We start from the raw sequence: 18,221 nt of genomic DNA, 5'->3' as shown, positions 1-18,221 counted from the left end.
CGAACCCAGCAGTATCGGGACCGGCGACTGACAGAAGGCAAGACCCCACGCGAGATCACCCGATGCCTCAAACGCGCCATCGCCCGCGAAATCTACGGCCTACTCAAGCCGCCCCAGACCACTTGACCAACATAGGAGCATCGTTGAGTGGACTTTTCGACGGTCGATGTCACGTCGAGTGGACTTTTCCGGGGTCCTCGCTTGGTGCACAGTTGAGGTGCATCTAGTATCTATGTTGTGTCCGAGACGAGATCAGCCGCCGATACGGCCTATTCGACGGTCAAGGAGCTCATCATTTCGGGGGAACTTCCCGGTGGTGAGCTCGTCAGTGAGGGCGAGATCGCGTCGCGCCTCGAGATCAGTCGCACCCCCGTACGCGAGGCGTTTCTGCGGCTTCAGGTCGAGGGGTGGATGCGCCTCTATCCCAAGCGCGGAGCACTGGTGGTGCCGATCGCGGTAGGGGAAGCCGAGAGCGTCGTCGATGCGCGCCGACTGGTCGAATCTGGCAGCGTCCGCGCTTTCGTGGACGACGCGACGGCCCGCTCACGCGTGGTGGAGGCACTGCGCTCGAACCTGCAGCTGCAGGAGAAGTTGGCCGTCGACGGCACCGCCGCGCAGTTCAGTGCAGTCGACGCAGACTTCCATCGAACCGTCGTCCGCGCCGGCGGCAACCCGTTGCTCGACGCGTTCTACGACGGGCTTCGCGAGCGTCAGCGGCGGATGACCGCAGCCTCGGTGACGCGTGATCCAGGCCAGATCTCGCGCATCGTCGACGACCATCGCCGACTCACCGACCTGATCGAGGCCGGCGACGCAGACGGATTCGAGCGGGCCGTCGAACAACACATGCTCGGGGTGCACGGCCTACGACCGGACAGAGGGGGAGCACGATGAGCGAGACGATCACGAACGATCGAGACATCCAGTTGACTGCGCGACGCTGGCTGCTGGTGGCGTCGGGCATGTTCGCCGTGGCGTGGGGCGGCAACGAATTCACGCCGCTGTTGGTGATGTATCGGCTCGACCACGGCTTCTCGGCGGTGGTGGTCGATACGTTCCTGTTCGCGTACGTCCTGGGCATCATTCCGGCGATGCTGATCTGCGGCCCGCTGTCGGATCGGCTCGGTCGACGCCCGATCATGTTGCCCGCCCCCGCAATTGCCGCAGCCGGGTCCATTCTGATCGCACTCGGGCCCGACAACGCCTACATGCTCTTCGGGGGCCGCGTGCTCAGCGGCATCGCGCTCGGAATCGGTATGGCCGTGGGCGGCAGCTGGGTCAAGGAACTCTCCAGCCGCGATGCCACCGCCAAGCCCGGTGCCGGAGCGCGACGCGCCGCGATGTCGCTGACTGCGGGTTTCGCCCTCGGTGCCGGTGTCGCCGGTGTACTCGCGCAGTGGGCCCCCTGGCCGACGCACCTCGCCTACAGCGTGCACGTGCTCATCTGCATCGTTGCCGGTGTCGGGATGCTCTCGGTGCCCGAAACACGACTCGCCACAACAGCATCGAAGAAGAAGAGACTGCTCGACGACCTGAGGATTCCGTCCGCATCGCATCGCCGGTTCCTCTTCGTGGTGCTGCCGTTGGCACCATGGGTGTTCGGTGCCGCGAGCGTCGCCTACGCGGTGCTGCCGTCACTGATGGCCGACGCATTGGCCGACGAGCCCGGTGGCGGCTATCCCGTCGCACTGTCTGCGGCGATGGCGGTGATCGCCCTCGGCTCCGGGTTCGCGATCCAGGCCGTCGGGCGTCGGATCGACACACCGGCCAACGCCCGAGGCGCTCTGGTGGCGCTGACTCTGCTGGTGATCGGTATGGCCGTTGCTGCCTGGGCGGCGTCGGTGCTCACCATTGCCGCGGCGTTGATCGCCGCAGCGGTTCTCGGGTGCGGGTACGGCATGGCGTTGGTCTCGGGTCTGCAAGAGGTGCAACGCATTGCGGGCCCCGACGACCTCGCCGGCCTCACTGCGGTGTTCTATTCGCTGACGTACCTGGGCTTCGCGGTGCCTGCCGTGCTGTCGGCGCTCACCGAGACCTGGCCCGGGGTGGTGACGTACCCCATCATCTTCGGATTCGGCGCGGTGATGGCCGGAATCTGCGGCCTGGTGGTGCGGGCGAACACGTCTGCTCACTTGCCGAGCGCGTAGGGGCGGTTCGGCTCTAGGATCAGCGGCATCATGCTGCAGTCCGCTCGCACTGCCCCACCACATCGGGTGCCTCCGACGGTGGCGCTCGCGGGTGCGACCGTATGGAACCGACGCGAGTCGTACTGGTTTCTGATCGCTGTCATCGTGCCGGCCGCATGCTGGTCGAGATACCCGACGGCGGTCCCGTACGTCTTCGCGATCGTTCTGCTCGGGGCACTGGTGTTTCGCAGCCGACGGATTGCCTGGTGGGTGTCGATGCTGCGCTGGGGCGTGATTGCGGACGTCGAGACGGTGGACACCGCTCTGCGAGGCGGCCGCAACCTTCGACTCGCGCACGCCACCGGATGGAACGTCCAACGGCGTTGGTACACAGGGGTTGTCACCGAATCCGCGGTGCGGTACCGGGCCGGGGAGGCACGCGGTCACCTGTTCGTTCGGGGGCTGCCGTTCACTACCGGGGTGGTGCTCGCGCACTGGAAGCAGCCGTCGTCTGCCGTGGCCATCAGCGACTTCCCCTGCGATCTGCAACTGGACGGCAAGGGACGCTGGGCGGCGTCGTTCCCGCAAGGCTTCTGGCGACAGGCGTTGGCTACGGTCGCGCTGTACGGATACGCGATTGCTGGGTTGACGGTGTCGCTCGGGTATCGCTGACGCAGCCGGTGCGGTGCAGCGGGTACATCCCTCGCACGACGCGAGCGAACATGAAATACAACTACTCCGGACCGTGGCCGATTTTCGCCGTGCTGGGCGTCATCGTGTTCTGGGTGCTGTTTCAGGTCGTCCCACCCGATGCAAGTGTCGGCCCGTGCGATCGCGTCGCCGATCGCAAAGCTTCGCCCTGTCGGAGTCTTCGCAAACGCGCGCGCATTCGTCGGACGCGCGCATAGTCGTTGACTATTCCGGCCGGTTTTGGCAAACGCGCGCGCGTTTGCGGGAGTTGGGGGGGCGAGCCCCGCTGAGTCCTGAGTCTTCGGCCGTGAGCTTTCGCAAACGCGCGCGCATTCGTCAGACGCGCGCATAGTTGTTGGCTATTCCGGCCGGTTTTGGCAAACGCGCGCGCGTTTGCGGGAGTTGGGGGAGTCGAGCCCCGCTGATCCCTGAGTCCTTGGCCGTGAGCTTTCGCAAACGCGCGCGCATTCGTCAGACGCGTTCATTGTCGTCGACTATTCCGGCCGGTTTTGGCAAACGCGCGCGCGTTTGCGGGAGTTGGGGGAGTCGAGCCCCGCTGGTCCCTGAGTCTTCGGCCGTGAGCTTTCGCAAACGCGCGCGCATTCGTCGGACGCGCGCATTGTTGTTGACTATTCCGGCCGGTTTTGGCAAACGCGCGCGCGTTTGCGGGAGTTGGGGGAGACAGGCAGCAGGCAGGGAACTACGGCAACGACGGCAGTTGCTTGTCCACAAGCCATGCGTCCCACAAGCTTCGGGGACAACCGAAGCGGGAGGCCAGGTCGGTGAAGTCTGCCGTTGCGACCGTCGAGTAGCGGTACTTGGAGGTCCATTCCTGGATCAGTCCGAAGAATCGCTCGTCCCCGATGGTCGTTCGCACCGCGTGCAGCGCCAGTGCCCCACGCTTGTAGACGCGGTCGTCGAAGATGCTCTCAGGACCGGGATCGGTGAGCTGCAAATCCATCGCCAGGCCACGCTGAATGGTGTGCGCTCGCTTGGCCTTGTCGTGAGCCGTTGCGCCACCGGAGTTCTCGGCCCAGATCCACTCCGAGTAGCAGGCGAATCCCTCGTGCAGCCAGATGTCGGCCCACTTGCCGAGGGTCAGCGAATTGCCGAACCACTGGTGCGCCAACTCGTGCGCCACGAGACGCTCGTAGTACCGGGAACCGGAACAGTGATTGGCACCGAAGATCGACAGCCCCTGCGCCTCGATCGGAATCTCGAGATCGTCGTCGGTCACCACCACGGTGTACGACGCGAAAGGGTAAGGGCCGTACAGCCGTACGAATGTATCCATCATCTGCGGTTGACGACCGAAGTCGTGATCGAACTGCGCGCGCAGCCGCGGGGGAGTGATGGCCTTCATCGGCACCGGCCCCGGGCTGATGATGCGGTGCTCGTACGGACCGATCTGGATGGTCGCGAGGTAGCTGGCCATCGGCTCGGGCTGCTCGTACACCCAGGTGGTGCGGCTGGCGCGAGTCTGCTTGCGCACCAACGTTCCGTTGGCCACCGCGTAGTACGGCGAATCGGTGGTGATGGTGATGCCGTAGCTGGCCTTGGACACCGGATGGTCGTCGCACGGGAACCACGACGCCGCGCCGTTCGGCTGACTCGCGACGAGCGAGCCCTCGGTGAGCTCTTCCCAGCCGACCTCACCCCACACACCGTTGATGGGCTTCGGAGTTCCGCCGTAGGCGACCGTGACCACCAGTGCTGCACCCGACGCGATGGGCTTGGCGGGCGTGATCTTGAGCTTGCCGCGCTGGTGGCTGAACTTCACCGAACGCGAGCCGTTCACCGACACTTTCGACACGTTCATCGCCGGGCCGAGATCGAACGCGAACTTCGACACCGTCGCCGTGGTGACCGCCGTGATCTTCGCCTTGCCCGTCAACCGGTTGCTCTCGACCTTGTACTCGAGGTCCAGTTCGTAGCGCGAGACGCGATAGCCGCGGTTGCCGTTCTGGGGAAGGTAGGTGTCGATCGGATTGTCACTGGCATCGACGTCGAACACCGGTGCCACCAGCCTGTCTGGCACGAAAGATCACCCCTCGTTTCGGTCGTCGCGAATTCGTGGAAAGGGATCACCCTTGGCCCACGGCGCGATCGGGTTGCCCTGCCAACGAGTATGCGCGGGAACCGTATCGCCGCGCATCACGAGAGAGGCAGGCCCCACGGTCGCCCCTTCTCCTATACCCGAAGCCGGCAGCGCTACACAGTGTGGTCCCAGTGTTGCGCCCGCGCCGAGATCGACCGTATCCATGGACATGATCCGATCATGGAACAGGTGCGTCTGCACAACGCACCCTCGGTTGACGGTCGCACCGTCGGCCAACGTCACCAGATCGGCCTCGGGGAGCCAGTACGTCTCACACCAGACTCCGCGGCCGATGTCTGCGCCGAGCCACCGCAACCACATGTTCAACACGGCGGTGCCCTCGGCTGCGCGTGCGAACCACGGTGCAGCGACGGTCTCGACGAACGTGTCCGCCACCTCGTTGCGCCAGACGAACGAACTCCACAGCGGATGATCGGTCTTGCCGATCCGACCCACCCACAACCACTTCGCCAACGCCGACACCGCAGCAGCCACGAAACCGGCGACGAGCAGGACGACGCCACTGAGCAGTGCCGCCAACCAGTACCCGACGGCGTCGGCGATGGCGGTCAGGCCGAACAGCACTCCCAGACCGATACCGAACGTCACGACGACGGGAATCAACCGGCACGTCTCGACGAGCGAGCGGGCGATCTTGAGCTTGCGCGGCGGATCGAACGTGCGCGACGAGTCCGCACTACCGGCGGCCCGACGCAGCCGCACCGGCGGACTGCCGAGCCACGAAGAACCCGACTTCGCCTTGTCCGGCGTGGCGGACAGCACGGCCACAAGACCGTTCTTCGGGACGGTTCGCCCCGGCCCGGTCATGCCCGAGTTGCCGAGGAACGCCCGCTTGCCCACCTTGGCGTCACCCAGATGCATCCAGCCGCCGCCGAGTTCGTAACTGGCGACCATGGTGTCGTCCGCCAGGAACGCACCGTCGGCGACGGTGGTGAACTTGGGAATCATCAGCACCGTCGACGCCTCGACGTCCTTGCCGATCTTCGCGCCCAACAGTCGCAGCCAGTGCGGCGTCAACAACGATGCGTAGAGCGGGAACAGGAACGTGCGCGCCGAGTCCATCAGTCGTTCGGTGGCCCAGACCTGCCAGCCGATCCGACTGCGCACCGGGTGGTAACCGCCGACGAGACCGATGCCGAGCAACCGCACCGCGACGACGGTGATCAGTGCGAACACCGCCAGCGACACCAACGTCGCCACGGGCAACATCACCACACCACGTTCGAAGGCGTGGAAGACGGAGTCCGCGGTGTGAATCCACCAGCCCATCAACACCAGGCTGACGCCGATCGAGAACAGTGCCATGCCGGACAGGAAGAGTGATGCGATGCCGTACGCGAACACCCATTTCGTAGCGCGCGGCGGTGTCTCGGCGGGCCACGGATGATCGGCCTTGCCTACCTTCTGAGCCGGCGAGCCGGACCACATCTGACCGGCCTTCACTCGTCCGACGACGGCCGAGCCTGCCGTGACGACCGCGTTCTTGCCGACCTTGGTGCCGGGCAACAACGTGGAGCGTGCGCCGACGGTGGCACCGGCACCGATTTCGATGCCGCCGATGTAGACGAGATCGCCGTCGATCCAGTGCCCGGACAGGTCGACCTCGGGCTCGATGGAACAGCCGTCGCCCAGCTCGAGCATGCCGGTGACGGGCGGCAGGGTGTGCAGGTCGACGCCCTTGCCGATCTTGGCACCGAGAGCGCGCGCGTAGTAGACCATCCACGGGGCACCCGAGAGGTTCGAAGCACCGCTGGCATCGGTCAATCTTGTTGCGGCCCAGAGCCGTATGTGCATGCTGCCGCCGCGTCGATACGCGCCGGGTTTCAAGCCCGCCAACAGGATGCGAGATCCGATCACCGAGATCGCCATGCGGCCGACCGGAGTGATGAACAGGACGAATGCCACGAGCACCCACCACCACGACAGCGTCGGGGCCCAGGGCACGTCGCCGAACCAGGACATGACGTTGAAGAGCAGCCCGAGCCAGGTGACCCACTGCAATCCGGTCAGGGTGGTCAACGGAACCGTCGCCGCGATCTGCGCCCATTGCGCGGTGCGCGACGTCGGGGCGACCGCACGGGGAACGGCCTCGACGACCGGCTTCAAATCGTCCAGATACTGCGCCAGCGAACCCAGCCGCGGGTGGTCGTACAGCTGCGCGACGGTGATCTCGGGGAACCGTTCGCGCAGTGCCGTCACCAACTGGGCAGCCGAGAGCGAGCCGCCGCCGTTGGCGAAGAAATCGGCGCTCTCGTCCGAGACCTGCGCACCGAGGATGTTGGTCCACAGTTCGGCCACCCAGCCCGCCGTCCCACCGAGCGCGGACGCTCCTGCCGTGCCGGGCAGGGGCCACGGCAGCGCGTTGCGGTCGACCTTGCCCGAGGTGCGCGTGGGCATCTCGTCGACCAGCGCAAGCCTGGGCACCAATGCCGCGGGCAACTGCTCGGCGAGCAATTCGCGCGCGGCCTCCAGGTCGAAGTCGGGATTGGTGCTGGCGAGATATCCCACCAGAACCGAGTTGCCCGCAGCGGTCTTGCGGATGGCGGCCGCCGCGCCGCCGACGCCCGGAAGTGCTTGCAGCGCGTTGTCTATCTCGCCGAGCTCGATGCGTCGACCGCCGAGCTTGACCTGATCGTCGGCGCGACCCTGGAACAAGAGCCCTTCGAGCTCGAGCTTGACCAGATCGCCGCTGCGATACGCCCGTTCCCACCCGAGAGATGGCATGGGCGCGTACTTCTCGGCATCCTTGGCCGGATCGAGATACCGCGCGAGTCCGACGCCGCCAATGACCAGCTCGCCGATCTCACCCACCTGCACCGGGGTGCCCGACCCGTCGACCACAGCCAGGTCCCACCCGTCGAGGGGAAGACCGATCCGGACCGGGCCCTTGCCGTCCATGATCGCCGCACAGGCGACGACCGTCGCCTCGGTGGGACCGTACGTGTTCCAGACCTCACGGCCCTCGACGGCGAGCCGCTCGGCCAGCTCCGGCGGGCAGGCCTCGCCGCCGAAGATGAGCAGCCGCACCGCTTCCAGCGCTACTGCGGGCCACAGCGACGCGAGCGTGGGCACCGTCGAAACGACACTGATGTCGCGGGAGACGAGCCACGGCCCCAGATCGAAACCGGACCGCACCAACGACCGCGGCGCGGGCACCAGACAGGCACCGTGCCGCCACGCCAGCCACATCTCCTCGCAGGAGGCGTCGAATGCCACCGACAGACCGGCGAGCACTCGGTCGCCCGGACCCAGCGGATCCTTCTGCAGGAACATGCGCGCCTCGGCGTCGACGAAGGCCGCCGCGTTGCGATGACTGACGGCAACACCCTTGGGAGTGCCCGTCGAACCCGACGTGAAGATGACCCACGCGTCGTCCTCGGGGGTGGGTGGCGTCGGGTCTGTGTCGGGAAGGGTGTCCTGTTTGGGGGCCGTGCCGGCGGCGATTCCGCCCGCCGTGACGATGGCGGTCACCTTCGCCTCGCCGAAGACCAACTCGGCGCGCTCCTCCGGATCGTCAGCGTCCACCGGCACGTATGCGGCGCCGACCTGAAGGATCGACAGGATCGCTACATAGAGAGAGAAGGAACCCGACGGCATGCGGATGCCGACGCGATCGCCGCGCCGGACACCGGCGTTGGCGAGCCACTGCGCGCCCTCGTCGATGTCGTCCAACAACTCCGAGTAACTGACCGACACCGCACCGTCGTCGATCGCGGGGGCGTCGGGAAAGCTGTGGGCGGTCGCGCGCAGAACATCGATCAGTGTCCGCGGTGGAGGGGCGAGAGACGAGCGAAGGTACTGGGCAGGTGCAGCCGGGATCTCGAGACCTGGGGTTGCGGGGTGACCTTCGGATTCGTGCACAGACAACCGGGTGTCCTTCGTGTTCGTGGGGCAGTGGAACGCTTGTGGAACTGCGGCAGGGGAGCCGCAGCGTCGTTGGTTATCTCACGTTCTGTTTGCCGGAAGGTGAACGAGCGAGCCTTCCCACCGCGGGAATCCTACTGGTGCCCCGGAGCGAGTCCCGGCTTGACAAAACCGCAGCGAGTTTGCAAGTGTCTTCCCCACGGTCACGAGTACCAGCATCAAGCCCCGGCTAGCTGGTCGGCAACCCTCCTCCGCGGTGGGGTGCTCCGGGTGACGACCAGGCTGACGCCGGAAAACCGGCGCGGCAAGCGCGGACTCGTTCACGAAGCCCTTCGGTTGCGGGTCCCTCGATGGTGAGGGTTCGATCTGTCATGACATCTGTACTTTCCCGCCCCTGTGCTCCTTTTGCCCCTGTTTCGGGCACGGAGTTGCAGGTTCCACTGGTGCAGGGCGGCACCTGCACCTACGCCAACTTCGACTACGCAGCCAGCGCGCCGGCGTTGACGGCGGTGACCGATCGGATCGCTGAACTCCTGCCGTTCTACTCGAGTGTGCATCGCGGTGCCGGCTACGCGTCTCGCGTCTCGACGGCAGCGTACGAGAAGGCGCGGGTGACCGTCGCCGATTTTGTTGGTGCGCAGCCCGATTCGGTGGTGGTGTTCACCCGGAACACCACCGACTCGCTGAACCTGTTGGCCGCATGTGTGCCGGGTGAGACCGTGGTGCTCGACATCGAACACCACGCGAATCTGCTCCCGTGGCGGGATCGACGAGTGGTGGTTGCCGCGTCGACCCTGGCCGAGACCATCGTCCGCCTCGATGTCGAGCTGGCCGCGAAACCTGCTGCGCTGCTGGCGATCACGGGCGCATCGAACGTCACCGGTGAGGTTCTTCCCATCGCCGAACTCGCGGCGCTGGCGCATCGGCACGGCGCACGCATCGTGGTGGACGGTGCCCAGCTGGTTCCGCATCGTCGGGTCGACATCGCCGCGCTCGGCGTGGACTATCTCGCGTTCTCGGGGCACAAGCTGTACGCCCCGTTCGGCGCGGGAGTGCTTGTGGGCAGGCGTGATTGGCTCGACGACGGTGAGCCATACCTGGCCGGCGGCGGCGCGGTCCGCAGCGTGGGCATCGACCACACCGTCTGGGCTCCGGCACCGCAGCGGCACGAGGCGGGCACCCCCAACGTGCTCGGCGTCGCCGCACTCGCCGCGGCGTGTGAGGCCATCGCCGGATTCGACGATGCCGAGCTGCAGCAACACGAGCACGACCTGTCGACCCGCTTACGCGAGGGACTGGCCGCACTCGACGGCGTCGAGCAGCTGCAGGTGTGGGGCGACGCACCCGACAGCGTCGGCATCGTCACCTTCACCGTGGCCGGACGCGACCCAGGTGAGGTGGCCGCGTACCTCTCCGCCGAACACGGAATCGGCGTGCGCGATGGAAAGTTCTGCGCACACCCGTTGCTGAGCAGGCTGGGCCACGCGGCCGGTGCGGTTCGAGCCAGCATCGGGCTCGGCAGCTCGTCGGCAGATGTGGATCGACTGGTCGACGCCCTTGCCGCCCTGGTCGAGTGCGGACCGAACTGGCACTACGCGGAGGATGCAGGCTGGTGGAATCCCGTGCCGGACCCGCGACCGTTCCCCGAGCTTGCCGACGGAGCGGCCGGGGTGGGATCCCCGTGCACCTCCGAAGACCGTTAGCATGGCGTCATGACCGTGAGTGTCGCGTGGACGGGCAACCGTCACTGGTCCAACAGGTACGTGGACCTGTGCCGCACGGCGTCCGGGTCGTGTTCGAGTTCGGCTCCGCTCCGACCGAATGCGTTCACCGACTTCTAGAACCAGGACCATCACTCATGTCGCACAAGCACACCCGCGTTGCCGTCGAACTCGATGCCGTGTGGACCGAACTCACCGCGGCACCGGACGCGGAGCCGGTCCGCATCCACGCCTCCGACCTGCGGGAAGCTCAGCAGCACACCGCTCGACTGCGCTCCGAAGCAGTCGAGCGGGGTGAATCCGCAGACAGCACAGCAGTATTCCTCGACCTCGAGGTCCACATTGCCGCAGATGCCAGGACGGCCCGTCGTGAATTCGCCGGACTGGACGCGCCGACGAGCCCGGCGTCCATCCGCTACGTCGGTACCCCGGCAGGCCTGGCCAGTTTGATCTCCGACGTCACCGCGGCCGACGTCGCCGACGGTGTGACGTTGCAGGTCCACGACGATGTGGCTCGGCAGTCGACGTTCCTGAGCTCCGGGGTGCTTCCGCTACTGGGATCGCGCGGGACGCGGTTCGACATCGATACCGTCGACGAGGTCCTCGGCGCACCGATCGCCCCGACTCTCGCGTCCTGACCCCACTGGTGAGGCGGGGGTCAGGTGACATCGATCGCCAGGCCCGCGGTGATCCGCAACAACTCGGTGAACGTCGACCGAAAGATCGTGTTTGTATGACCGGCCGCCGCCCACACCTCGGCGTAGTCGGCCAGATCCTGGTCGACGAACGTGTCCAGATTGGTGGGGTGGCCGACCGGGGCGATGCCACCGATCGGCTGCCCGGTGGCATGCTTCGCCGTGTCGAGGTCGGCACGCAGCAACGTGCCGCCCAGACGAACACCGGTGTGCTCGAGATGAACGTTGTGAGCTCCCGACACCAGGAGCAATACCGGCTCGTCGTCGAGCAGAAACACCATCGACTTCACGATCGCGCCCACATCGACGCCGAGCGCCGCAGCAGCATCGGCGGCAGTGTGCGTGCCCTCGGGGCTGTTCACCACCACCCCGTGATGACCACGAGAAATCAGAGTGTCGGCAACATGGGCTGCATTCGGATGAAGTAGCCGGGACATGAACCAACCCTATTGCCCCGAAGTGCTTTACGCAGAAGTGTCGAGGTCACCGAACAGTCTCAATCGCGCCATGCCGCCGTCGGGGAAGATGTCCATGCGAACCTCGGACACCGGGGTGTCGTGGGCGAGGACGAAGCGATGACGGGTGTCGGGCTGCAGCGTCGTGCGCGGCAACAGCTCGATCCACTCGCCGTCGTCGAGCCGGCCCCGTAGCGACGCCGCGCCCGGTGCGTTTCCGAGGAAGCACGTGGTGTCGAGCTCGGCCAGACGGATGTGTCCGGTACCGGCCAGTTGCACCTGGACCCAGTCGTTCGCGTCGTTGCGTCGACGCGAGGTCTCCCAACCCTCACCCATCGACCGCGGGGGTCCGGGGAAGAGCAGGTTGTTGGGCGAGCTGTAGAACATGTTGGAGCACGCCGAGACGTACGCGCCGTTCTCGAGGGCGGCCAGGTCGACCGGGCCGGCGGCGAGGAACTTGGGATCGGGTTTGCCGCGACCGAGTACCCGCAGCCGTGCCACTCCGCCGTCGGGGAAGATGGACAGCTTCACGTGGGTCCACCGTGCATCGGACGCGACCTGGAATCTGTTCTCGCTGTCACCGTCGACCGGACTACGGTCGACGATGGTGGTCCACTCGGTCTGGGTGCGCAGCTCCTCCGGCGACGGAAACCCGTCGACCTCGGCAGCCTCGATCGAGATTTCCGGCGGGTAGTTGCCGGTGAACCACGAGGTGTCGACGACGATCGCCGATACGACCCCGGGAGCCCCCAGTCGCACGATGGCCTCGTCGTAGCCGGCCTCGCGTCGGCGTCGCGTCTCCCACCCGTCGTAGATCTGACCCTTGTGGCCGAACGTCGCCGTGGAGTAGTCGGCCTTGCCCGGAGTGATCAGATTTTCCTTCTCTGCGAACGTTTCGTCGTTTGCCCACACGACTGCGCCTCCGAGCGTGCGGACGGCGAGATCGGGCAGTGGCAGAGGGAATGTGGACGTCATGGAATCACACTTTACTGGTCTCACGCGGGCTCACCGGGTTGTGTGCAGACGGGCGGCGCAGGGCCGCCGCGCCCATCAGCAGTGCGCCGACCGCGATGTAGAGCACGAGTCCGAGCGCCGGCTGCCCCAGCCCGCTGCCGGAGAAGTAGACGATGCTGCGCACCCCCTCGGTGCCGATGCCCGGGGTGATCCAGCGACCGATCGACGCATAGAGCGAGGGCAATACGTCCGCCCCGAAAGCTCCTCCTGCACTCGGGTTTCCGAGGATCACGAACAGCACTATCGCAGCGGGCACGGCAGCGACGCCGATCAGGGCGCGCAGGCCCATGGTGAACAGTCCCGTGGCGAACACCACCCCGGTGCCCAGCAGGGTGAGCGGAAACCAATGGCCGGCAAAGGTTTCCAGAACATGAGTGGTGAGGAAGGCTCCGAGCGCTCCCGATGCGACCGCATACGCCGCGAGAATGCCGACGTGGACGCAGGTTTCGCGACGCGAGTTCGGTGCGCCGATGAGCAACCCGAATGCAGCGGCCAGCAGGTATCCGCCGACCACCCAACCGACCGAGAGGTAGAACCCCGACAGTCCTCGGTTGTCGTGCACCCCGACCGGTATCTCGTCGCGAACCACGAATTGACGGCCCTGCGCGGTCTCGACCTCGGTGAAGATCGACTGCAACGCGGTGGCAACGGAACTACCCGCGGCGCTCGCGGTGATGAGGGTGTCCGTTCCGCTGGCGCCGACGACGTACGCGCCGAGAATGTCCCGATCGCGGAGCAGTGAGCGGACCTCGGCCGTATCGGCCGCGGTGCGCGTGTCGAGCGGACTGCCGTCGAGGGAGTCGAGTCGATCGGCGGTCTGCTGGGCCAGCCCCTCGGGGAGACCGGCTTCGGCCACCACTGCGATCGGGATCGCGTGCGGCGTCGGCTGATGGAACGCCGAGACGTAGCTGAGGATGAAGCCGAGTTGCAGTACCAGCACCGCGGCGGCGAGCAGTGACATCTTGCGCATGGGTGACTCCTGAATCTTGTCGATACCCGAGGTATTCAATACTCTAGGTATCGTGAATGCCGACGAGCAAGAAAAGTGGGGGTCGACACAGGCGCAACGGCGACCTCAACGCACCGACGTACGGGACCGACTCCTCGCCGCGGCCGCCGACGAGTTCACCGAACGTGGCTATGCCGCAGCCAAACTCGCCGATATCGCGCACCGCGCCGGGTTCACCAAAGGGGCCGTCTACTCCAATTTCGAGTCCAAACAGGCACTGTTCGCCGAGCTGCTCGCCCGGCGGTCCCTCGATCTCGCGGCCCGCGTGCTGGCCCACGTTTCCGATCTGGACTCTCGGGCGGCGGCCGGGGCCGGCGGCGGCGAAATCGCGTCCTGGGTGGTGGCCGAACCTCGCTGGCCGCTGTTGACCGTCGAATTCGGCATCCTGGCCGGGCGGGACCCGGCCGTCGCCGAGCGTTACCGCACCGACCGCCGAGCACTTCGAGGTGAGCTCGAGCGGCTCATCGCCGAACGGGCGGGACAGTGGGGCGTGGGCGAGAACTTCGATGCCCGACGCCTCGCGACGTCACTGGCAGCCTTGATCTCCGGATTGGCCGTCGAACATTCGGTGGATCCGGAAGAGATCGACGAGGAAGTCATCGCCGACGCGGTGTCCGAACTGTTCGCTGGAGCGATAGCCAGGACACATCTCGATTGAGGGATGCGCGACCGGGTACTCCGGATTCATGACTGCTCAGAATCCCGAACCCGATGAGACTGCCGGCCTCGAAGCAGGCGGTAGCGTGACGCCGGGCGACACTCCTCCAGCCGAGACAGCAGTCGGTGGACCGAATCACGAGCCGCCGCAGCGCAACCGAGTGATGCCGATCGCCGTCATTTCCATCGTGGCATTGCTGGCGATTCTGATCGCCGGTGGATTGATCGGTCGGGCCGTCGGCCTGTTCGGCTGACCTCGGACCGAGCGGAAACACTCAGTACGGCGGCCACCCACCCTCGGGTCCGAGTAGGCGATCCAAACGACCGTGATTGATCTTCGCCAGCTCGGCACGCATGACCGTGCGCTCGTTCCGGTCGTCGTTGTCGAGTCGGTGGCCCAGATCGACCAGGATGTCGCGCGGCTCGAACCCCTCGGGGTCGAACAGTCGACTCGACACGTACGCGTAGCCGAATCGGCCTTCGTACACTCTCGCGGCCGTCCCCAATGCGCCGCGAGTGTCCCTGTCCATCGCTGCACACACTTTGTTCGGCTCCGGCAGCGTCGCGGCCACCGAGTCCACGTCGCTGTCCGAGAGTTCGGCCAATTGCGAGTCTGCAGCGGCGAACAGGTCTGTGCGCGAGGAATAGCGTCGGCCGTCCGCCACCCGTGACGCCCACGCCACCGAGCAGCAACACTCGTACAGCGCGTGCACCGCTTTGCGACGCGGCAGATCGTTGAACGTCTCCAAACCGAGTCCCTGATGCATCAGCATGAGTCGATGATGGGCACGATCGGGCCCCAGCACCAGAGCTGAGCAGGTACTTAGCGCAGACGTTACGCGCCGTAACATGCGGTGCGGGATTGTGCGGAGCTCCCGCTAGGCTCGCAGGCATGACCGAACGAACCTGGAACGCGTTCTCCGTGGAGATCGCAGACCACATCGCACACGTGACACTTCTCGGGCCCAACAAGGGCAACGCCATGGGCCCGGACTTCTGGAGCGAGAGCCCCGAGCTGTTCGCTCGGCTCGACGCCGATCCCGAGGTTCGCGCGGTCGTGCTCGCGGGCTCGGGCCGAAACTTCACCTACGGACTCGACCTCGCCGCGATGGCGGGCACGTTCGGTCCGCTCATGGCGGACAAGGCACTCGCCGGTCCGCGAACGTCGTTCCACGACACCATCAAGACCATGCAGAAGGCCATCAACGCGGTCGCGGACTGCCGCAAACCCGTCGTAGCGGCGATTCAGGGCTGGTGCATCGGCGGAGGCGTCGACCTCATCACCGCCGCCGACGTGCGCTACGCGAGCGCCGACGCGAAGTTCAGTGTGCGCGAGGTGCGGGTCGCGATCGTGGCCGACATGGGATCTCTGGCCCGACTGCCTGCCATCATCGGGGACGGCCACATGCGTGAGCTCGCGCTGACGGGCAAGGACATCGACGCCGCCCGCGCCGAGAAGATCGGACTGGTCAACGACGTCTTCGAGGACCACGACGCCACCCTGGCCGCTGCTCGCGAGTGCGCCGCCGCCATCGCCGCCAATCCGCCCCTGGTGGTGCAGGGAATCAAGACGGTGCTGGACCATTCCCGATCTTCGAGCGTCGACGATTCGCTGCGCTACGTCGCGGCCTGGAACGCCGCCTTCCTCGCCTCGCATGACCTCACAGAGGCGATCACCGCCGTATTCGAGAAGCGTCCGGCTCAGTTCTCCGGTAGCTGACGTGGTCGAGTTCGCCGAGGAACTGGGCACACAGCTGGTTCGACTGCAGCGCTTGCGCGAGCGAAACATCGCGGCCATCTCGTCGTCGGGCGGCGTGGACGGTGCCGCGTACGTGTGCTTGTTCCGGCTGCTGCGGGACGGACCGATGCGGTCGAGTGAACTCGCCGCCATGGTGAATTCCGATCCGTCGACGGTGAGCAGGCAGGTGGCTCAGCTGGTCGAACGAGGACACGTCGAGCGCAGACCCGACACACGAGACGGTCGCGCGTTCGTCCTTGCCGTGACTGCGTCGGGTCAGGAAGCGGCGGCCGCGATCCAGCAACGTCGAACCGACAATCTCGGGCGAGTCATCGAGGGGTGGCCACGAGAGGATCGGGCTTCGCTGATCGCGCTGCTCGATCGGTTCTTGACCGATTACGAAACGATCAGGCCGGACCTGCCCGAGCGGCGCGGCGGTAACGTCTGATGCGCGAGTGAGCGATCGCACAATCTGACAAGCTGGACGACCGGCCGCGCCATCCGGCCCGCATGCTCGCCCGAAAGCCAGGACGGAGGGAATGCCGTGCCAGTCGATCGCGATCGAACCTCCCACACGTGGGTGAACGGACCGCGAACCGGCTCGGTGCGGCTCGAACGCCGCGTCGCCCTCGGAATCGCCGCCTTCGTACCCTCGTTCGGTCTGATCGGGGTCGTCGCGATGTTCTCGGCAGACGGACCCGAAGGCGCGATCGCCAAGATCGCCTGCCTACTGGTGCTGATATCCACCGTCCCGGTGGGGGTGTGGTGGTTTCGTCGCGCGGCGGACTCGTCGCACATGCCCGGGTGGTTCGTCGTGTACGCCGATGTGGGCGTTGCAGCGATGCTGCTCACTTTCGCCGGACGCGACCTCGCTCTGAACGGGGCGATTCTGTTCACGGTGATCGGGATCTACATCGTCTACTTCTCCAGGAGACGAGTGCTCGAATTCCACATACTGTTCGTCAACGCGGTGGTCGTCGTACTGGCAGTGCTGTTGTTCGCGGCGGACACGCACGATGTGGCGTCGACCGTCACCAGGACCCTGGCCACTCTCCTGGTGGTCAACTCGGTGCTCGCGTTCCGAGCGGTGATTCAGCGCCAACTCGATCTCGCCAACACCGATTCCCTGACCGGCCTGCTCAACAGGCGCGGCTTGGAGTTGCGGCTCCAACGCATGATGAACTCGCTGGACGCGGAACACTCGGTCGCGCTCATGGTTCTCGATCTCGACCAGTTCAAACGAGTCAACGACACCTACGGCCATGCGGTCGGGGACCGCGTGCTGCGCCGCACCGCGCGCAGGCTGACATCGGTGACGGGTGCCCGCCCGTGCGTCGCGCGCACCGGCGGTGAGGAGTTCACGATCGCGCTACCGGTCGGCGATGCCGCCGTGCACCGGATTGCCGAAGAGATCCTCGACTCCATTCACGACCCGGACGACGACGTACCGGTGACGGTGAGCGTCGGTGTCGCGCTGTTGGACGGCAGTCGGTGGTTCACCGCCGCCGAATCCGGAAACGGCGGCAACCTGGTGCACAACGTGCTGCTCGAGGCCGACACGGCGATGTACGAGTCGAAGCACGCGGGCGGAAACAGAGCGACGGTGTACACCGGCATGTGATTGCCGGCGTACACCGTTGGTCGTTCGGGGAGGACGAGCTACTGCGTCAGCGCAGAGCGCTCTTGGGGTCGTTCCACAGCTGATCGGTGAAATCCTCCAACGCGACCAGGACGATGGTGTCCTCGGTGCGGCGCAGGATCGACTTGCTGGCACGCACCTGCACGATATCGCCGGTCTTGTCGGTCATCCGCCACAGAGAATCTGCGCGGGTGGCCACCGTCGTGAGGAACATGTCTGCGACGTTGACGCCCTCGGGTGCCCGGTCGGGAAAGATGTCGTGCAGATGGAAGTCCTCACGCTCGGTGCGGTCGAGACCGAACAGATCGTCGAAGGCCTCGTTCGCGAACACGATGGCACCGGACGGATCGACAGCGAGGATCGGCACCGGAATCCGGTCGAGGACGACCGTCACCGGCAGATCGGGAAACTGCGTCGGATCCGAGATCGGTCGCGAATCTAGATTGCGCCGATCACCGTTGGAAGTGCTGTCGGTCATACGTCTCCCCAAACTA

General features: G+C 66.1%; 18 protein-coding genes and 1 riboswitch. Of the genes, 11 read left to right on the top strand and 7 right to left on the bottom strand.

Features of this window, described 5'->3' with window-relative positions:
* The first annotated feature begins 237 nt into the window (after nucleotides 1–237).
* The 3 genes from MTX35_RS09285 to MTX35_RS09275 are packed head-to-tail and all read left to right on the top strand — an operon-like array spanning nucleotide 238 to nucleotide 2,798.
* A complete protein-coding gene (locus MTX35_RS09285; RefSeq protein WP_243594687.1) occupies nucleotides 238–894 on the top strand; it encodes a GntR family transcriptional regulator in 657 nt (218 codons plus the stop codon).
* Nucleotides 891–2,147, top strand: a complete 1,257-nt coding sequence (locus tag MTX35_RS09280; RefSeq protein ID WP_243594686.1) for an MFS transporter — start codon at nucleotides 891–893, stop codon at nucleotides 2,145–2,147. Before MTX35_RS09285 ends, MTX35_RS09280 begins: the two co-directional genes overlap by 4 nt.
* Before the next feature lie 30 nt (nucleotides 2,148–2,177).
* A complete protein-coding gene (locus MTX35_RS09275; protein ID WP_243594685.1) occupies nucleotides 2,178–2,798 on the top strand; it encodes a hypothetical protein in 621 nt (206 codons plus the stop codon).
* Nucleotides 2,799–3,516: 718 nt separating this feature from the next.
* On the opposite strand, the gene MTX35_RS09270 is transcribed toward MTX35_RS09275, so the two are convergent.
* A complete protein-coding gene (locus MTX35_RS09270) occupies nucleotides 3,517–4,854 on the bottom strand; it encodes a M1 family metallopeptidase (protein ID WP_243594684.1) in 1,338 nt (445 codons plus the stop codon).
* A gap of 6 nt (nucleotides 4,855–4,860) precedes the next feature.
* A complete protein-coding gene (locus tag MTX35_RS09265) occupies nucleotides 4,861–8,754 on the bottom strand; it encodes a Pls/PosA family non-ribosomal peptide synthetase (protein WP_374230265.1) in 3,894 nt (1,297 codons plus the stop codon).
* A gap of 246 nt (nucleotides 8,755–9,000) precedes the next feature.
* A riboswitch (SAM riboswitch) is annotated at nucleotides 9,001–9,116 on the top strand.
* A 54-nt stretch (nucleotides 9,117–9,170) separates the two neighbouring features.
* On the opposite strand from MTX35_RS09265, the gene MTX35_RS09260 reads away from it, so the two are divergent.
* Genes MTX35_RS09260 through MTX35_RS09255 form a run of 3 tightly spaced genes read left to right on the top strand, consistent with a single transcriptional unit; the run spans nucleotide 9,171 to nucleotide 11,158 of the window.
* The gene (locus MTX35_RS09260) at nucleotides 9,171–10,502 is read left to right on the top strand and encodes an aminotransferase class V-fold PLP-dependent enzyme (protein ID WP_243594683.1); all 1,332 of its coding nucleotides are present in this window, start codon (nucleotides 9,171–9,173) and stop codon (nucleotides 10,500–10,502) included.
* 9 nt (nucleotides 10,503–10,511) lie between these two features.
* Nucleotides 10,512–10,640, top strand: a complete 129-nt coding sequence (locus MTX35_RS25690) for a hypothetical protein (protein ID WP_279395778.1) — start codon at nucleotides 10,512–10,514, stop codon at nucleotides 10,638–10,640.
* Nucleotides 10,641–10,657: 17 nt separating this feature from the next.
* Nucleotides 10,658–11,158 carry a hypothetical protein gene (locus MTX35_RS09255; protein WP_243594682.1) on the top strand — a complete coding sequence of 167 codons (501 nt, stop codon included), beginning with the start codon at nucleotides 10,658–10,660 and terminating at the stop codon, nucleotides 11,156–11,158.
* 20 nt (nucleotides 11,159–11,178) lie between these two features.
* Here the strand turns inward: MTX35_RS09255 and MTX35_RS09250 are convergent, their stop codons facing one another.
* Genes MTX35_RS09250 through MTX35_RS09240 form a run of 3 tightly spaced genes read right to left on the bottom strand, consistent with a single transcriptional unit; the run spans nucleotide 11,179 to nucleotide 13,654 of the window.
* Nucleotides 11,179–11,652, bottom strand: coding sequence for a YbaK/EbsC family protein (locus MTX35_RS09250; protein WP_243594681.1), 474 nt, complete (start codon nucleotides 11,650–11,652; stop codon nucleotides 11,179–11,181).
* Between the two features lie 27 nt (nucleotides 11,653–11,679).
* Complete coding sequence (gene alc, locus MTX35_RS09245) at nucleotides 11,680–12,645, bottom strand: allantoicase (RefSeq protein WP_243594680.1); 966 nt, start codon at nucleotides 12,643–12,645, stop codon at nucleotides 11,680–11,682.
* Nucleotides 12,646–12,649: 4 nt separating this feature from the next.
* Nucleotides 12,650–13,654 (bottom strand): hypothetical protein, encoded by a 1,005-nt coding sequence (locus tag MTX35_RS09240; RefSeq protein ID WP_243594679.1) that lies wholly within the window; start codon nucleotides 13,652–13,654, stop codon nucleotides 12,650–12,652.
* A gap of 52 nt (nucleotides 13,655–13,706) precedes the next feature.
* Here MTX35_RS09240 and MTX35_RS09235 point away from each other — a divergent pair, with 52 nt between their 5' ends.
* Nucleotides 13,707–14,351 (top strand): TetR/AcrR family transcriptional regulator, encoded by a 645-nt coding sequence (locus MTX35_RS09235; protein WP_243594678.1) that lies wholly within the window; start codon nucleotides 13,707–13,709, stop codon nucleotides 14,349–14,351.
* Between the two features lie 28 nt (nucleotides 14,352–14,379).
* The gene (locus MTX35_RS09230; RefSeq protein ID WP_243594677.1) at nucleotides 14,380–14,604 is read left to right on the top strand and encodes a DUF6480 family protein; all 225 of its coding nucleotides are present in this window, start codon (nucleotides 14,380–14,382) and stop codon (nucleotides 14,602–14,604) included.
* Nucleotides 14,605–14,625: 21 nt separating this feature from the next.
* On the opposite strand, the gene MTX35_RS09225 is transcribed toward MTX35_RS09230, so the two are convergent.
* Nucleotides 14,626–15,123: a 2-oxo-4-hydroxy-4-carboxy-5-ureidoimidazoline decarboxylase gene (locus tag MTX35_RS09225; RefSeq protein ID WP_243594676.1), complete on the bottom strand. Its 498-nt coding sequence runs from the start codon at nucleotides 15,121–15,123 to the stop codon at nucleotides 14,626–14,628.
* 119 nt (nucleotides 15,124–15,242) lie between these two features.
* Here MTX35_RS09225 and MTX35_RS09220 point away from each other — a divergent pair, with 119 nt between their 5' ends.
* The 3 genes from MTX35_RS09220 (at nucleotide 15,243) to MTX35_RS09210 (ending at nucleotide 17,709) form a co-directional block, all read left to right on the top strand.
* Entirely contained in the window at nucleotides 15,243–16,070 is an 828-nt protein-coding gene (locus MTX35_RS09220) for a crotonase/enoyl-CoA hydratase family protein (RefSeq protein WP_243594675.1), read from the top strand.
* A 1-nt stretch (nucleotide 16,071) separates the two neighbouring features.
* Complete coding sequence (locus MTX35_RS09215; protein WP_243594674.1) at nucleotides 16,072–16,536, top strand: MarR family transcriptional regulator; 465 nt, start codon at nucleotides 16,072–16,074, stop codon at nucleotides 16,534–16,536.
* A 96-nt stretch (nucleotides 16,537–16,632) separates the two neighbouring features.
* Nucleotides 16,633–17,709, top strand: coding sequence for a diguanylate cyclase (locus MTX35_RS09210; protein ID WP_243594673.1), 1,077 nt, complete (start codon nucleotides 16,633–16,635; stop codon nucleotides 17,707–17,709).
* A 46-nt stretch (nucleotides 17,710–17,755) separates the two neighbouring features.
* Here the strand turns inward: MTX35_RS09210 and MTX35_RS09205 are convergent, their stop codons facing one another.
* Nucleotides 17,756–18,205 carry a PAS domain-containing protein gene (locus MTX35_RS09205; RefSeq protein WP_243594672.1) on the bottom strand — a complete coding sequence of 150 codons (450 nt, stop codon included), beginning with the start codon at nucleotides 18,203–18,205 and terminating at the stop codon, nucleotides 17,756–17,758.
* Nucleotides 18,206–18,221 lie beyond the last annotated feature (16 nt).

It is taken from the genome of Rhodococcus sp. ARC_M12 (genome assembly GCF_022810385.1).
Lineage (GTDB): Bacteria > Actinomycetota > Actinomycetes > Mycobacteriales > Mycobacteriaceae > Rhodococcoides > Rhodococcoides navarretei.
Note: the sequence above shows the minus strand (reverse complement) of the source record. Positions and strands in the feature narration are given on the sequence as shown.

Excerpts from the sequence above, each read along its gene's own strand:
- MTX35_RS09220 (WP_243594675.1), top strand. The coding sequence starts at position 15,243 with ATGACCGAACGAACCTGGAACGCGTTCTCCGTGGAGATCGCAGACCAC.
- MTX35_RS09205 (WP_243594672.1), bottom strand. The coding sequence starts at position 18,205 with ATGACCGACAGCACTTCCAACGGTGATCGGCGCAATCTAGATTCGCGA.
- MTX35_RS09225 (WP_243594676.1), bottom strand. The coding sequence starts at position 15,123 with ATGCTGATGCATCAGGGACTCGGTTTGGAGACGTTCAACGATCTGCCG.
- MTX35_RS09280 (WP_243594686.1), top strand. The coding sequence starts at position 891 with ATGAGCGAGACGATCACGAACGATCGAGACATCCAGTTGACTGCGCGA.
- MTX35_RS09260 (WP_243594683.1), top strand. The coding sequence starts at position 9,171 with ATGACATCTGTACTTTCCCGCCCCTGTGCTCCTTTTGCCCCTGTTTCG.
- MTX35_RS09255 (WP_243594682.1), top strand. The coding sequence starts at position 10,658 with ATGTCGCACAAGCACACCCGCGTTGCCGTCGAACTCGATGCCGTGTGG.
- alc (WP_243594680.1), bottom strand. The coding sequence starts at position 12,645 with ATGACGTCCACATTCCCTCTGCCACTGCCCGATCTCGCCGTCCGCACG.
- MTX35_RS09230 (WP_243594677.1), top strand. The coding sequence starts at position 14,380 with ATGACTGCTCAGAATCCCGAACCCGATGAGACTGCCGGCCTCGAAGCA.
- MTX35_RS25690 (WP_279395778.1), top strand. The coding sequence starts at position 10,512 with ATGACCGTGAGTGTCGCGTGGACGGGCAACCGTCACTGGTCCAACAGG.
- MTX35_RS09240 (WP_243594679.1), bottom strand. The coding sequence starts at position 13,654 with ATGCGCAAGATGTCACTGCTCGCCGCCGCGGTGCTGGTACTGCAACTC.
- MTX35_RS09250 (WP_243594681.1), bottom strand. The coding sequence starts at position 11,652 with ATGTCCCGGCTACTTCATCCGAATGCAGCCCATGTTGCCGACACTCTG.
- MTX35_RS09275 (WP_243594685.1), top strand. The coding sequence starts at position 2,178 with ATGCTGCAGTCCGCTCGCACTGCCCCACCACATCGGGTGCCTCCGACG.